The 12,525-nt window shown below is 70.5% G+C and carries 16 protein-coding genes and 1 pseudogene; 6 read left to right on the top strand and 11 right to left on the bottom strand.

Features of this window, described 5'->3' with window-relative positions; all coding sequences use genetic code 11:
- Positions 1-215: pseudogene (locus tag PC39_RS14195) on the top strand (IS110 family transposase); the annotation flags it as partial.
- Between the two features lie 63 nt (positions 216-278).
- Here PC39_RS14195 and hslU read toward each other — a convergent pair.
- The 8 genes from hslU to PC39_RS14155 form a co-directional block, all read right to left on the bottom strand.
- The gene (hslU, locus tag PC39_RS14190) at positions 279-1,664 is read right to left on the bottom strand and encodes an ATP-dependent protease ATPase subunit HslU (RefSeq protein ID WP_353254063.1); all 1,386 of its coding nucleotides are present in this window, start codon (positions 1,662-1,664) and stop codon (positions 279-281) included.
- The gene (gene hslV, locus PC39_RS14185; protein ID WP_353254062.1) at positions 1,657-2,199 is read right to left on the bottom strand and encodes an ATP-dependent protease subunit HslV; all 543 of its coding nucleotides are present in this window, start codon (positions 2,197-2,199) and stop codon (positions 1,657-1,659) included. Before hslV ends, hslU begins: the two co-directional genes overlap by 8 nt.
- A 106-nt stretch (positions 2,200-2,305) precedes the next feature.
- The gene (locus PC39_RS14180; protein ID WP_353254061.1) at positions 2,306-2,686 is read right to left on the bottom strand and encodes a type II toxin-antitoxin system VapC family toxin; all 381 of its coding nucleotides are present in this window, start codon (positions 2,684-2,686) and stop codon (positions 2,306-2,308) included.
- Positions 2,679-2,927, bottom strand: a complete 249-nt coding sequence (locus PC39_RS14175) for an AbrB/MazE/SpoVT family DNA-binding domain-containing protein (protein ID WP_353254060.1) — start codon at positions 2,925-2,927, stop codon at positions 2,679-2,681. Before PC39_RS14175 ends, PC39_RS14180 begins: the two co-directional genes overlap by 8 nt.
- Before the next feature lie 322 nt (positions 2,928-3,249).
- Positions 3,250-4,158, bottom strand: a complete 909-nt coding sequence (gene xerC / locus PC39_RS14170; protein WP_353254059.1) for a tyrosine recombinase XerC — start codon at positions 4,156-4,158, stop codon at positions 3,250-3,252.
- Between the two features lie 88 nt (positions 4,159-4,246).
- Positions 4,247-4,954 (bottom strand): DUF484 family protein, encoded by a 708-nt coding sequence (locus PC39_RS14165; RefSeq protein WP_353254058.1) that lies wholly within the window; start codon positions 4,952-4,954, stop codon positions 4,247-4,249.
- 23 nt (positions 4,955-4,977) lie between these two features.
- Positions 4,978-5,823, bottom strand: a complete 846-nt coding sequence (dapF, locus tag PC39_RS14160) for a diaminopimelate epimerase (protein ID WP_353254057.1) — start codon at positions 5,821-5,823, stop codon at positions 4,978-4,980.
- 40 nt (positions 5,824-5,863) lie between these two features.
- A complete protein-coding gene (locus PC39_RS14155) occupies positions 5,864-6,322 on the bottom strand; it encodes a copper chaperone PCu(A)C (RefSeq protein ID WP_353254056.1) in 459 nt (152 codons plus the stop codon).
- A gap of 46 nt (positions 6,323-6,368) precedes the next feature.
- Between PC39_RS14155 and PC39_RS14150 the strand changes: the two genes are divergently transcribed.
- Complete coding sequence (locus PC39_RS14150) at positions 6,369-6,818, top strand: MerC domain-containing protein (protein ID WP_353254055.1); 450 nt, start codon at positions 6,369-6,371, stop codon at positions 6,816-6,818.
- Positions 6,819-6,828: 10 nt separating this feature from the next.
- On the opposite strand, the gene PC39_RS14145 is transcribed toward PC39_RS14150, so the two are convergent.
- The 3 genes from PC39_RS14145 to PC39_RS14135 are packed head-to-tail and all read right to left on the bottom strand — an operon-like array spanning position 6,829 to position 9,654.
- Positions 6,829-7,638: a DUF3299 domain-containing protein gene (locus PC39_RS14145; RefSeq protein WP_353254054.1), complete on the bottom strand. Its 810-nt coding sequence runs from the start codon at positions 7,636-7,638 to the stop codon at positions 6,829-6,831.
- A gap of 10 nt (positions 7,639-7,648) precedes the next feature.
- Complete coding sequence (locus PC39_RS14140; RefSeq protein ID WP_353254053.1) at positions 7,649-9,025, bottom strand: ABC transporter permease; 1,377 nt, start codon at positions 9,023-9,025, stop codon at positions 7,649-7,651.
- The gene (locus tag PC39_RS14135) at positions 9,022-9,654 is read right to left on the bottom strand and encodes an ABC transporter ATP-binding protein (protein WP_353254052.1); all 633 of its coding nucleotides are present in this window, start codon (positions 9,652-9,654) and stop codon (positions 9,022-9,024) included. Before PC39_RS14135 ends, PC39_RS14140 begins: the two co-directional genes overlap by 4 nt.
- 76 nt (positions 9,655-9,730) lie before the next feature.
- Between PC39_RS14135 and PC39_RS14130 the strand changes: the two genes are divergently transcribed.
- Genes PC39_RS14130 through PC39_RS14115 form a run of 4 tightly spaced genes read left to right on the top strand, consistent with a single transcriptional unit; the run spans position 9,731 to position 12,518 of the window.
- Positions 9,731-10,222 carry a Fur family transcriptional regulator gene (locus PC39_RS14130; RefSeq protein ID WP_353254051.1) on the top strand — a complete coding sequence of 164 codons (492 nt, stop codon included), beginning with the start codon at positions 9,731-9,733 and terminating at the stop codon, positions 10,220-10,222.
- Between the two features lie 57 nt (positions 10,223-10,279).
- Positions 10,280-10,699, top strand: a complete 420-nt coding sequence (locus PC39_RS14125) for a TraR/DksA C4-type zinc finger protein (RefSeq protein ID WP_353254050.1) — start codon at positions 10,280-10,282, stop codon at positions 10,697-10,699.
- Positions 10,696-11,895, top strand: coding sequence for a zinc metallochaperone GTPase ZigA (zigA, locus tag PC39_RS14120; protein WP_353254049.1), 1,200 nt, complete (start codon positions 10,696-10,698; stop codon positions 11,893-11,895). The genes PC39_RS14125 and zigA overlap by 4 nt, the downstream gene beginning before the upstream one ends.
- Positions 11,892-12,518 carry a DUF1826 domain-containing protein gene (locus PC39_RS14115; protein ID WP_353254048.1) on the top strand — a complete coding sequence of 209 codons (627 nt, stop codon included), beginning with the start codon at positions 11,892-11,894 and terminating at the stop codon, positions 12,516-12,518. The genes zigA and PC39_RS14115 overlap by 4 nt, the downstream gene beginning before the upstream one ends.
- Positions 12,519-12,525: the final 7 nt, after the last annotated feature.

Here is a 12,525-nt window from a genome sequence, read left to right as displayed (position 1 = left end):
CCAAGCAGGGCGATGCCGAATATCGGCGGCTACTGCACAATGCCGCCCGGGCCGCCGCCCGAAGCGATCTGCGGCCCTACTACGAGCGATTGCGAGCGCGCGGCTTCAAGCCCACCCAGGCGCATGTGGCCGTCACCCGAAAACTGGTCCGGATCGCGTACAGCCTGATCAAGTACGACCAGACTTACGACGCCAGCCGAGTCAAGGCCGCTTGACCCGAGACATAGAATCTCTCCCCCTAGGGGGAGAGGGAATGGCGGTGTTGGCCGGTGGGGCCGCTAGAGTATGTAGCGGGACAGGTCCTCGTCGGCGGCCAGGTCCTTGAGGCGTTCGTCGACGTAGGCGGCGTCGATGGTGACGGTGTCGCCGGAACGCTCGGCGGCGTCGAAGGAGATCTCTTCCATCAGCCGCTCCATCACCGTGTGCAGGCGCCGGGCGCCGATGTTCTCGGTGCCCTCGTTGACCTTGTAGGCGACCTCGGCCAGGCGCTGCACGCCCTCGTCGGCGAAGCGCACGGTCACGCCCTCGACGTCCATCAGGGCCGCGTACTGCTCGGTCAGGGAGCAGTCGGGCTCGGTGAGGATGCGCACGAAGTCGTCCGCGGACAGGGCCTGCAGCTCGACGCGGATCGGCAGCCGGCCCTGCAGCTCGGGGATCAGGTCCGCGGGCTTGGCCACGTGGAAGGCGCCGGAGGCGATGAACAGGATGTGGTCGGTGCGCACCATGCCGTACTTGGTGGACACGGTGCAGCCCTCGACCAGCGGCAGCAGGTCGCGCTGCACGCCCTCGCGCGAGACATCGGCGCCACCGCCGCCGTCGGCGCGCTTGGCGACCTTGTCGATCTCGTCCACGAACACGATGCCGTTGTTCTCGACCTGCTCGATGGCGCGGGCCTTGATCTGCTCCTCGTCCACCAGCTTGGCCGCCTCCTCGTCCACGAGCTGGCGGTAGGCGTCCTTGATCGCGACCTTCTTGCGCTGGGTGCGGTCGCCCTTGAGGTGCTGGAACATGTTCTGGAGCTGGCTGGTCATCTCCTCCATGCCGGGCGGAGCCATGATCTCCACGCCCGGGCCCTGCTGGCGCAGGTCCAGCTCGATCATCTTGTCGTCGAGCTTGCCCTCGCGCAGGCGCTTGCGGAACACCTGGCGGGTGGCGTTGGATTCGCTCTGGGCCTGTTCGCTGCCGTACTCGGCGCTCTGCGGGCCCGGCAGCAGGGCGTCCAGGATGCGCTCCTCGGCGGCGTCCTCGGCCTTGTGCCGGACCTCGTCCATGGCCTGCTCGCGCACCATCTTGATGGCGGCGTCCACCAGGTCGCGGATGATGGAGTCCACCTCGCGGCCGACATAGCCGACCTCGGTGAACTTGGTGGCCTCCACCTTCATGAACGGCGCCCCGGCGAGCTTGGCCAGGCGCCGGGCGATCTCGGTCTTGCCCACGCCGGTGGGCCCGATCATCAGGATGTTCTTGGGCGTGATCTCGGCGCGGATGCGCTCGCCGAGCTGCATCCGCCGCCAGCGGTTGCGCAGGGCCACGGCCACGGCGCGCTTGGCCTCGGCCTGGCCGACGATGTGCTTGTCCAGCTCGGCGACGATCTGGCGCGGCGTGAGCCGCGCCTCGGTGCCGGGGGCGGGCACCACGGCTTCCGCGTCGGCGGGTTCAGTCATGGTCCAGGACCTCGACGGTGATGTGGTGGTTGGTATAGATGCAGGTGTCGGCGGCGATGTTCATGGCCTTCTCGGCCACCTCGCGCGCGGACAGGTCGGTGTTCTCCACCAGGGCGCGGGCCGCGGCCTCGGCGAAGGGCCCGCCGGAACCGATGGCCATGCCGGCGTGCTCGGGCTCGATCACGTCGCCGGTGCCGGAGAGCATCAGGCTGGCGTGGCGGTCGGCCACCAGCAGCAGGGCCTCCAGGCGGCGCAGGACGCGGTCGGTGCGCCAGTCCTTGGCCATGTCCACGGCGGCGCGCGTGAGGTTGCCGCTGTGCTGCTGGAGCTTGGACTCGAAGCGCTCGAACAGGGTGAAGGCGTCGGCGGTGCCGCCGGCGAAGCCGGCCAGGACCTTGTCGTCGTAGAGCCGCCGCACCTTGCGGGCGTTGCCCTTGACCTGGACGTTGCCCATCGACACCTGGCCGTCGCCGGCCAGGGCGACCTCCCCCTCGCGGCGCACGCAAAGGATGGTGGTTCCGTGGAATGGCTCCAAGATCGGCTCCCCGCTGGGCCGCCCGCGCCCGGGCGGCTGAGTCGTGACTGCTGACGGTTATGGTGGGGGCGCGGGCGCCGGGTTCAAGGGCGGCCGGGCCGGCCGCCTAGCGGATGCACTCGACCGCGATACCGAGATCCAGGGCCGCCCAGGCGCGGTCGGCGGTGACCGCCGGCCGATCCATGACCCGCGCGGTCGCCAGGCACAGCCGGTCGCCGAGGGAGAGACCGAGTTCCGCGGTCGGCCGGCGCAGCTCGCCCGCGACCAGCGCGATCGCCCGGTCCACGGGCACCACCTCGGCCCCCACCCCGGCCAGGATCGCCTCGATCTCGTCGCGCCCGGCGCCGCGGAAGCCGAGATGCGCGGCCACTTCGCTGACGTTCGCCGCCGACATGACGCTGCCGGCCAGCCGGGCCTCGACCCGTTCGTGACCGGACTCGCGATAGATCAGGGCGAGCGCCGCCGAGGCATCCAGCACGCTACTCACGCGCCGCCTCGGCCCGCCGCTCGGCCAACAGAGCGTCGACCTCGGATTCGTCCGCGCCGCGATACTGCCGCGCCAGCGCCTGGGCCCGGCGCAGGGCGGCGGTCCGGGACGTCAGCACCAGGCGTTCACCCTCCCGGCTCAACAACAGCTCGTCGCCGTCCCGCAGGCCCAACGCCTTGCGGAAGCGCGCCGGGATCAGCACCCGACCGGAGGCGGAGACCTTGACCTTGACTTCATCCATGCCGAGCAATCCGTCAATTAGTTTGTTTCTGTCATTTTAATGTTTATTGCCAATTTTAGGGAAATCGTCAATCAAGGCGGGCGCTGAAGACTCGCCGGTTTCGTTCTTGTCGGGAAACGAACCACAGAGGCGCACAGAGGCACACGGAGGAAAGATGTAGTGTCGTTCCGGAAGCCGCGTGGCGGCTATCCGGGCGCCAGTCCCGTACCCTGGCGAATCCTTGCCTGGATGCCGGATCGCGCGTAGGCGCGTTCGGCATGACGATGATGCATTTCCCTCTGCGCGCCTCTGCGCGCCTCTGCGCGCCTCTGTGGTTCGGTTCTTAACCCGAATCTTCCTCATCCCGCCGCCGCGCCCGCGGATGCGCCTCGTCGTAGACCTTGGCCAGGCGCTGGAAGTCGAGGTGGGTGTAGATCTGGGTGGTACCGATGTCGGCGTGGCCCAGCAGTTCCTGGACCGCGCGCAGGTCGCCGGAGGATTCCAGCAGGTGGGTGGCGAAGGAGTGGCGCAGCTTGTGCGGGTGCAGCCGCCCGGGCAGGCCGGCCTCGGCGGCGCGGCGCTTGAGCCGCGCGGCGACGCTGCCGCGCGCCAGGCGGGTGCCGCGGTTGGACACGAACAGCGCCGGCTCGTCCGGCCCCGCCAGGTCGGCCCGCAGCGCCAGCCAGCGTTTCAGGGCCGCCGCGGCCTTGGCGCCCACCGGCAGCCGCCGCTGCTTGTTGCCCTTGCCCAGCACCGTGATCTCGCGCGACGGCAGGTCCAGGTCGGCCTCGTCCAGGCCCACCAGCTCGGCCAGGCGCAGGCCGGAGGAATAGAACAGCTCCAGGATCGCGCGGTCGCGCACCGCCACCGGGTCCTGTCCCGGATCGGCGTCCAGGAGCTGGGAGACCTCGTCCACGTCCAGGGTCTTGGGCAGCGGCCGGCGGCGCTTGGGGGCACGCACGTCGGCGGCCGGGTTGGCGCCGGCGGCACCCTCGCGGATCAGCCAGTTGTAGAAGGTGCGCAGCGAGGACAGCAGCCGCGCCAGGCTGGACGGGGCCGCGCCCTTGCGGTGGCGGGCGGCCACCAGCGAGCGTACCCCGTGCACGTCGAGGTCGGCCCAATCGGCGATGCCGCGTTCGTCGCACCAGGACGCCGCGGCGTCGAGGTCGCGACGGTAGTTGTCCAGGGTGTGCGGAGAGACGCGGCGTTCGTGCCGGAGGTGGGTGACGAACGCGGTGATGGCCGCGTTCATCCGTTTGCGGTTCCCCGTTTCCGGTTTCCCGTCCGACACCGGATCGGGTTGGGGCGCATCCCGCGTCACGGCTTCGCCGCCCCGCTGCCTAGAGCCGGCCCGACCCCAGGTGCCGACGGCAGGCGGTGGTGACGAGCTGGCCGGTGAGCTCCAGGAACCAGGTGCCCATCTCGGGGACGAAACGCTTGGAGTCGCGGCTGCCCAGGGCGAGCACGCCGCGCACCTGGCCCTCGCCCAGCGGGATCAGGGCCGCGGACTGCGGCGGGGTGTCGCCGTGGTCGGGGAACAGCGCCTCGACCTGCTCCTCGGTGAGCGGGCCGCAGATGGGCTTGCCGCGGCGGAAGACGTTGGTCAGGGCGCGCATCGGCGCCCCGTCGCGGTGCAGCGGCTGGATGCCGCCGATAGCCTCGTCGGTGCCGCCCATGATGCCGATGTAGAGGGCATCGACCCCGAGCTCGCGGTGGAGGCAGTCGGTCAGGCCCTTGACCAGGGCGGCCGGGGTGTCGGCCGCAATCAGGGCGCGCGCCAGGCTGTTGAGGTGCTGGACCCGCAGCTCGTTGTCGCGCGCGGCGCCGATCAGCTCCTTCAGCCGCGACTGCATGTCCTGGTTGGCCCGGCGCAGCGAGCCCACCTGGCGCTCGATCAGCGAGACGGCGCCGCCGGCGTCGTGCCGGAGTTCCTGGGCCTCCAGCGCCTCCGGGTGGCGCTGGAGGAAATCCGGGTGGGACGCCAGGTACGAGGCCAGCTCGCTCTCGTCGACTTCGCCGGCGTCTCGTTCGGGCTTGGGATCGTTCATGTCCTCTTACACTCCCCTCGTGCTCATTTGGGATCGAGGTCCAGCTCACCGTCGAACACGCGGGCGGCGGGGCCGGTGAGATGGGCGGTCTCGCCCTCCCCGGCCCACTCCACCGTCAGCATGCCGCCGGGCACCTCGACCTGGACCGTATCATGCAAACCATGGGCCAGACGCCCCGCGACCGCGGCCGCGACCGCGCCGCTGCCGCAGGCCCGGGTCTCGCCGGCACCGCGCTCGTACACCCGCAGACGGATGCGGCCGGCGTCGACCACCTCCATGAAGCCGACGTTCACCCGTTCCGGGAAATCGGGGTGCGACTCCAGGGCCGGGCCCAGGCCGGCCACGTCCGCGCTGTCCACGCTGTCCACGCGCAACACGAAGTGGGGGTTGCCGATCGCCAGGGCCTGCCCGGTCACGCGCCGTCCGTCCGCCAGGGTCATGTCATAGGTATCGGCACGCGCGGGCGCGCGCACAGGGATCGCGTCCGGCGCGAACGCCGGCACCCCCATCGCCACCCGGTAGCGGCCGTCGGCCAGGGCCTCCAGGACCATGCGGCCGGACGCGGTCGCCACCGTGATCCGGTCGCGGTCGGTCAGGCCCTGCTCGCGCACGAAGCGGGCGAAGCAGCGGGCGCCGTTGCCGCACTGGCCGGACTCGGAGCCGTCGGCGTTGTAGATGCGGTAGAAGAAGTCGGCGTCGTAGTCCGCGGCCGGCTCCACCACCAATATCTGGTCACAGCCCACGCCCAGGCGCCGGTCCGCGACGAAGCGCGCCCGCTCGGGGGTGAGGTCCAGGGGCCGCCGCGTGGCGTCGAACACCACGAAGTCGTTGCCCAGACCGTGCATCTTGGTGAAACGGCGCCGGCTCATGACGCCAGAATAACGCACCGGGCGCGCGCCGGATCACCGTTCATCCGGTCGGCGCCTCGCGCCGCACCGGCGCGGTGAACAGGCGGGTCTCGGTGTCGCCGCAGTGCAGCTTCAGGCGCACCTCGTCGCCCTCGGCGACGCGGCCCTTGGGTTCCATCAGCATCAGGTGGTCGCCGCCCGGCCGGAACACGTGCTTGCCGCCGGCGTCGATGGCCAGGCGCTCCAGGTGGCGCATGCGCATCTGGCCGTCGGCCTCCTCCGAGCGGTGCATCATCACCTTGCCGAAATCGGGGCTGCTGGCGCCGGTGAGCGTGACCGTGCCCGAGCCGCTGTTGAACAGGGCCAGGTAGCCCGCGGCGGCGCCGGCGTTGGGCGGCGCCTCGCGCACCCAGGCATCGGTGACCAGGAGGGCGCCGCAGGTGGCGGTGCCCTGGCTGCAGCCGGCGGCCGCCAGGAGCGCGGCCGCGGCCAGGATCGCGGCGGGGAATCGTCGATTCATGGCACTGCTTGTCGGTGAGTGAGTCCGTTAGTCTATAATGCCCGCGATGAAACGTAACGAGATAACATTTTCCGGTGCCGCCGCCGACCGCCACGTGGGCAAGCTGGACGGCTTGGCGCTGGTGCTCTCGGGCGTGTGCCTGGTGCACTGCCTGGCGCTGCCGGTGGCGCTGACGCTGCTGCCGACGCTGGCCGCCGGCCTGCTCGACCACGCCGAGTTCCACCAGTTGATGCTGATCGTCGCCCTGCCCACCAGCCTGCTGGCCTTCGGCATCGGCTGCCGGCGCCATCGCCGCTGGGACATCGCCGCGCTGGGCGGCACCGGCCTGGGACTGCTGGTGTTCGCGGCGTTCGCGCTGCACGCCTGGGGCGACGGCGGCCTGGAGCGCTACGTCACCATCGCCGGCGGCCTGATCCTGGCCGCGGCGCACGTGCAGAACTTCCGCGCCTGCCGCCACGACGACAACTGCCCGACCCACGCCACGCCCGCGGACTAGTCGGGCCGGCCTAGGGCGCCAGCACTTCGGCCTCGGTCAGGCGGTACAAAATACCGTCGTCCGATGTGTCCGCCATCGTCAGCCGCCCCGCCACCACCAACGGATCCCAGGTAATGTCCGTGCCATCGCGCAGCCGCACCTCGACCACCGTCGTGGGCCCGCCGGGCATGTGGAAGAAGCAGGTAGGCGGGTTCGCCGACAGCAGGATACGGGTCGGCCGTTCGCCCATCTCCAACGGCAGCATGAAGCCGGCCAGCCGGACCCGCTCGCCGGCCAGACGGCGCAGGGTCTCGCCGTACTCGGCCGTGACCCGCATTTGCGCGTCGAAATCGACCGTCGCGGCCATCAGGACCGTCCAGGAGGTGATCCCCTCGACGCCGGCGATCGCCGGCACGGTCTCGGCGTAGTCTGCCTGCGACACCGGTTCCGCCACGCGCAGACGGATTGTCTCGACGACCTCGCCCGCCCGCACCGTCAGCCGGTCCGTGCCCGGCGCGCGGGCGGCGACATTGAACTCGGCATAGCCGCCGTCGCGGGTCACCGGTGTCGTGCCCAGCACCGTGTTGCCCCGATCCGAGGACACGGCCAGGGTCACCCCGTCGAGCGGCTGCCCGTGGGTGTCGCGCACCACGGCGGCGAGATAGACGATATCGCCGCGCATCGCGGGCACCGTGGGCGGGCCGTCGCCGGGCGCCACCCGTTCCCACAGGATTTCGATCTCGGCGGGCGGGCGCGCCTGCGCAATACTCGCCGGCGGGATCGAGATCGTCGTCAGGATCAGAACCGCCGCGCACAGCGACCAGGGCCGGAATCGGTTCATGTCGATGTCCTCATGCCTGTGCCAGCGTTCTGGCGATGTCGGTGCGGTACGCCTGCCAGGCCGGTAACAGCGACGCCGCCAGGCACAGCCCGGAGGCCAGCACCGGCAGCCACCACTCGGCCGTCAGCCAGTAGCCGCCGGTCAGGCTCAACCCTTGTGTCCGGGCCAGCCACCAGCCCAGTACCTCGGCGGCGGCATGGGCCAGCAGCATCCCGAGCGCGGCCCCGGCGACGGCGACGAGCTGCCCCTCCAGCAGCATGTGCCGGCACAACAGGCCCCGCGAGGCACCCAGGCTGCGCATCACCGCCAGATCGAAACGGCGGGCCTTGAGGGCGTTGTAAAGGGCCACGAAAACGCTCAGGCCGGCGGCGACGATCACCAGGACGGCGAAGCCCCGCAACGTATCCAGGCCGAACCCCACCAGTCTCAAGAGACGCGCCATCTCCGGCACCGGCGCCGCTGCCTGCAGACTGGAGACACTGTTGATCAGACGTGGCAGGGTGCCGGCCGCCAGCGGCGAATCCGACTTGAGCAGCAGCACCGTGATCTCGCGGCCGCGGGCGTCGAAATCGGCGTCCAGGATGTCCGGCGACACGGGGCCGGCATCGTGCTCGTGCTCGTGCTCGTGCTCGTGCTCGTGCTCGTGCTCGTGGTCGTGGTCGTGGTCGTGGTCGTGGTCGTGGTCGTGGTCGTGGTCGTCCGCCCGATCGTGCCCGGTGCCGGCACGGTCCGTCTCGTGATCGTGTGCCGATCCCGTCGCCGCCTCCGCATGACCGTCGTGCAATGCCCAAACGCTGGCGACGTCGGTCAGGATCAGGCGGTCGAGCACGGTGCCGGTGGGGGCGAGTACGCCCGCCACCCGATAGGGGCGGTCGTCATGGGTGTGGCCGCCGGGCGCGAGACCGTGCGCGCCGGCGAAGCTGTCGCCCGGCGCCAGCCCGGTTTCCCGCGCCACCCGGGCACCGAGCACCGCCTCCAGGGGCCCGGACCACCAACCACCGGCGGCCGGGCGCGCCTCGAAACTCGCCGGATAGGCGCGGCTGGTGCCCACGATGCGATAGCCGCGGTAACTGTCGCCCAGGGCCACGGGGATGGCCTCCGTGACCAGACGATGACGCGCCCAGCGCCGGGCTTCGGCCAGCGGTATGTTGCCGGTGGGCGCATCCAGGTGATAGACGCCGGAGAGAATCAATTGCAGTGGCGAGCCCTTGGCGCCCACGACCAGATCGAAGCCGTCGGCATCACGGCGCAGGCTGTTCTCGAGTTGCGCGCCGACCAGCAGCAGCAGGCCGATGGTGGCCACGCCCAGGGCCAGCAACAGGACATTGAGAATGGCTGTCAGCCACTGCGTGCGCAGGTAGGCCAGCGAGAGACGCCACAGGTTCACGTCGCCATCTCCAACCGGCGATCGAAGGCCGCGCGCACGCGCGTATCGTGGGTGACGACCAGCAGGGTCGCGCCGCGCTCGGCGGCCCGGTCACGCAATAGCGTCAGCACCCGCTCGGCGTTGGCATCGTCGAGGTTGGCGGTGGGTTCGTCGGCCAGGATCACGCGCGGTCGGTTCACCAGCGCCCGCGCCAGGGCCACCCGCTGGCGCTGGCCCTGGCTCAGCTCGTGCGGATAACAGCGCGCCGTCGCCGCCAGGCCGACCGCGGCCAGCGTCGCGCGCGCCACGTCCGCGTCGTCCGGCAGGCCCGCCGCGTAGCGGGCCAGGCGGAGATTGTCCAGGACCCTCAGGGCGCCTATCAGGTAGGGCCGCTGGTAGACCAGACCCACCTCGCGGCCGCGGAAGCGATCGCGCGCGGAGCCGGCGAGCGTGGTCCAGTCGCGGTCCGCGACGATGACCATGCCGGGCGCCGCCGACAGCACCCCCGCCAGCAGGTGCAGCAGGGTCGACTTGCCGCTGCCGGAGGGTCCGAGCACCGCGGCCTGCTCGCCCTGGGCCAGGGCGAAGTCCGCCAACCGCAGTACCGGCCGGCGGTCATAGGCGTAGACGAGATCACGAACCTGCAACATGGCTCCGGCCGGACGCGCGACTGAGTTTTTACGGCTGTTATAAGATAACATTATTGAGATGCGCTAGGATAGCGTCATGAGCACCGATGCATTGCCGATCGCCTTCACCTCGCACGCGCACGACCACAAGGACTGCGTTCGCGAGGCACTGGCGCGGGCGGAGGAACACTGCCACCGCCACGGTCTGCGCTTCACCCGCATCCGGCGGCGGGTGCTGGAGCTGATCTGGCAGAGCCACACCCCCACCAAGGCCTACGACCTGCTCGACCGCATCCGCGAGGAACGCGGCGGCGCGGCGCCGCCGACCGTCTACCGGGCCCTGGACTTCCTGCTGGACGCCGGACTGGTGCATCGCATCGAATCGTTGAACGCCTTCGTCGGCTGCGATGCCGCGCACGGCGACCGCTACCCCAAGTTCCTGATCTGCCGCCACTGCCACGCGGTGGCCGAGATCGCGGGCCCGGCCGTGGATCGGGCCATCGCGAACGAGGCACGCAAAGTCGGCTTCACCATCGACCGCGAGACCATCGAGATCCGCGGGTTGTGCCAGCGCTGCGCCGCCGGCTGACGCGGCCGACCGCTTTCCTGCTTTTTATCCTATAATTGTTATGTTATAACATATTGCATGACTGACATGGACACCATGGACGACATCCCCGGCGGCGAGTACATGAACCCGGCGCAACTCGCCTTCTTCGAGCGATGCCTGCAAAGGATGCGGGCCGACGTGCTCGCGCGCGAGGCCGAGATCCGGTCCCGCCTCCAGGTCCGCCATCAAGTGGCCGATCCGGGCGACCGCGCGGCGCTGGAGGAGGAATACCGTATCGACCTGCGCTTGCGCGAACGCGAGGCCCTGCTTCGGCGCAAGATCGACGAGGCGCTGCGCCGGATCGCGCGCGGCGAATACGGCTATTGCGACATCTCGGGCGAGCCGATCGGACTCGCGCGCCTGCTGGCGCGACCCACGGCCACGACCTGCGCCTGGGTCAAGGAACACGACGAATACCGCGAACGCACCACGGGACGAACACGAGGACCGTCATGACCAAACGCCTGCCCGTCACCGTGCTCTCGGGCTTCCTGGGAGCCGGCAAGACCACGTTGTTGAACCACATCCTCGGCAATCGCGAGGGCCGTCGCGTGGCCGTGATCGTCAACGACATGAGCGAGATCAACGTCGACGCCGACCTGGTACGCGGCGAGGTCGATCTCTCGCGATCCGAGGAAAAGCTGGTCGAATTCTCCAACGGCTGCATCTGCTGCACGCTGCGCGACGACCTGTTGGCGGAAGTCCGCCGGCTCGCCGCCGAGGACCGTTTCGACTATCTGCTGATCGAATCCACCGGCATCTCCGAGCCGATGCCGGTGGCGGCCACGTTCGCGGTGCGCGACGAGGCCGGCTTCAGCCTGAGTGACGTCGCGCGCCTGGACACCATGGTCACGGTGGTGGATGCCGCCCACCTCGCACGCGACTACGAGAGCGCCGACTTCCTGCACCAGCGCGGGGAATCCCTCGGCAACGACGACGAACGCACCGTGGTCGACCTGCTGGTCGATCAGATCGAGTTCGCGGACGTGATACTGCTCAACAAGATGGACCTCGCCGACGCCGGACAAAAACGCCAAGCGCGCGCCATCGTGCGCGCGCTCAATCCCGGCGCGCGGGTGATCGAGACCGTGCGCGGCCGGGTGCCGCTGCCGGATCTGCTGGACACGGGCCGCTTCGATTTCGAGGCCGCGTCCCTGCGGCCCGGCTGGGCTCGCGAACTGCGCGGCGAACACACGCCGGAAACCGAGGAATACGGCATCCGCAGTTTCGTGTACCGGCGGCGGCGACCGTTCCACCCGCAACGCCTGCACGACCTGCTGCACCGGGAATGGCCCGGCGTGATCCGCAGCAAGGGCTTCTTCTGGCTCGCCACGCGGCCCGACTGGGTCGGCGAGCTGTCGCAGGCGGGCGGCGCCCTGACGCACGCCGCGGCCGGCTTCTGGTGGGCCAGCGAACGTGTGGCGGGACGCCTGCCCGAGGACCCCGACATCGCCCGACGCCTCCGCGCCATATGGGATGCCCGCTTCGGCGACCGCCGCCAGGAACTGGCCATCATCGGCCTGGATATCGACGCCGAGGCCATCAGCGCGCGGCTCGACGCCTGCCTGCTCGACGACGATGAACTGGCGGCCGGCTACGAGGGCTGGCGCGACCTGCCCGACCCCTTCCCGCGCTGGGCGCTGGCGGCATGACCGCCGCGGCCATCGCGCCGCCGCCCGCGGACCTGCCGACCGATGCCTTGCGGCGGCGTCTCGACGACCCCGCGACACAACTGGCCGTGATCGAGCGCGCACCCGACGGCCGCCGCGACGAGCACATCGCGGCCATGGTGGCGAACACGCCGTTCCGCCGCCTCGTCGGCCCGTCGGACGCCATCGAACGGGGGCTGCGGCGACACGGCGCGGACACCGAGGCGCTGACGGAGATCGCCGGCCTGCTGCAGCTTTTCTCGACCCTGGCGGCGTGCCGGGAGATGGATGTGCTGATCGAGTGGCAGACCCGGCGCCAGTGCCCGCTGTTCCACGTCGACGCACATCCCCTGCGGCTGTTGTGCGCCTACCTGGGCCCGGGCCTCGAATATCTCGACGAGGCGGACGCGGATCGCGACGCCCTGGGCCGCGGGGGCCGCGCGCCCGGTCGCGACCCGGTCTGTCGCGGCGGCCCGCAGACGGTCCGACGGGTGGCACACCAGGCTGTGGCGCTGTTCAAGGGTACCGGCTGGCCCGGCAACGCCGGCCGCGGTCTGGTACATCGCTCGCCGCCGACCTCTCCCCGCTGCCCCCGGCTGGTGCTCCGCATCGACGTCCGGCAATAAGGAAGGC

Origin of the sequence: Salinisphaera sp. PC39 (assembly GCF_040361335.1) — a bacterium.
Lineage (GTDB): Bacteria > Pseudomonadota > Gammaproteobacteria > Nevskiales > Salinisphaeraceae > APNM01.
This window is presented reverse-complemented; position numbering and strand designations above follow the sequence as displayed.

Coding starts and splice junctions, on each gene's coding strand:
- hslU (WP_353254063.1), bottom strand. CDS start 1,664: ATGACTGAACCCGCCGACGCGGAAGCCGTGGTGCCCGCCCCCGGCACC.
- PC39_RS14175 (WP_353254060.1), bottom strand. CDS start 2,927: ATGGATGAAGTCAAGGTCAAGGTCTCCGCCTCCGGTCGGGTGCTGATC.
- xerC (WP_353254059.1), bottom strand. CDS start 4,158: ATGAACGCGGCCATCACCGCGTTCGTCACCCACCTCCGGCACGAACGC.
- PC39_RS14165 (WP_353254058.1), bottom strand. CDS start 4,954: ATGAACGATCCCAAGCCCGAACGAGACGCCGGCGAAGTCGACGAGAGC.
- dapF (WP_353254057.1), bottom strand. CDS start 5,823: ATGAGCCGGCGCCGTTTCACCAAGATGCACGGTCTGGGCAACGACTTC.
- PC39_RS14155 (WP_353254056.1), bottom strand. CDS start 6,322: ATGAATCGACGATTCCCCGCCGCGATCCTGGCCGCGGCCGCGCTCCTG.
- PC39_RS14150 (WP_353254055.1), top strand. CDS start 6,369: ATGAAACGTAACGAGATAACATTTTCCGGTGCCGCCGCCGACCGCCAC.
- PC39_RS14145 (WP_353254054.1), bottom strand. CDS start 7,638: ATGAACCGATTCCGGCCCTGGTCGCTGTGCGCGGCGGTTCTGATCCTG.
- PC39_RS14135 (WP_353254052.1), bottom strand. CDS start 9,654: ATGTTGCAGGTTCGTGATCTCGTCTACGCCTATGACCGCCGGCCGGTA.
- PC39_RS14130 (WP_353254051.1), top strand. CDS start 9,731: ATGAGCACCGATGCATTGCCGATCGCCTTCACCTCGCACGCGCACGAC.
- PC39_RS14125 (WP_353254050.1), top strand. CDS start 10,280: ATGACTGACATGGACACCATGGACGACATCCCCGGCGGCGAGTACATG.
- zigA (WP_353254049.1), top strand. CDS start 10,696: ATGACCAAACGCCTGCCCGTCACCGTGCTCTCGGGCTTCCTGGGAGCC.
- PC39_RS14115 (WP_353254048.1), top strand. CDS start 11,892: ATGACCGCCGCGGCCATCGCGCCGCCGCCCGCGGACCTGCCGACCGAT.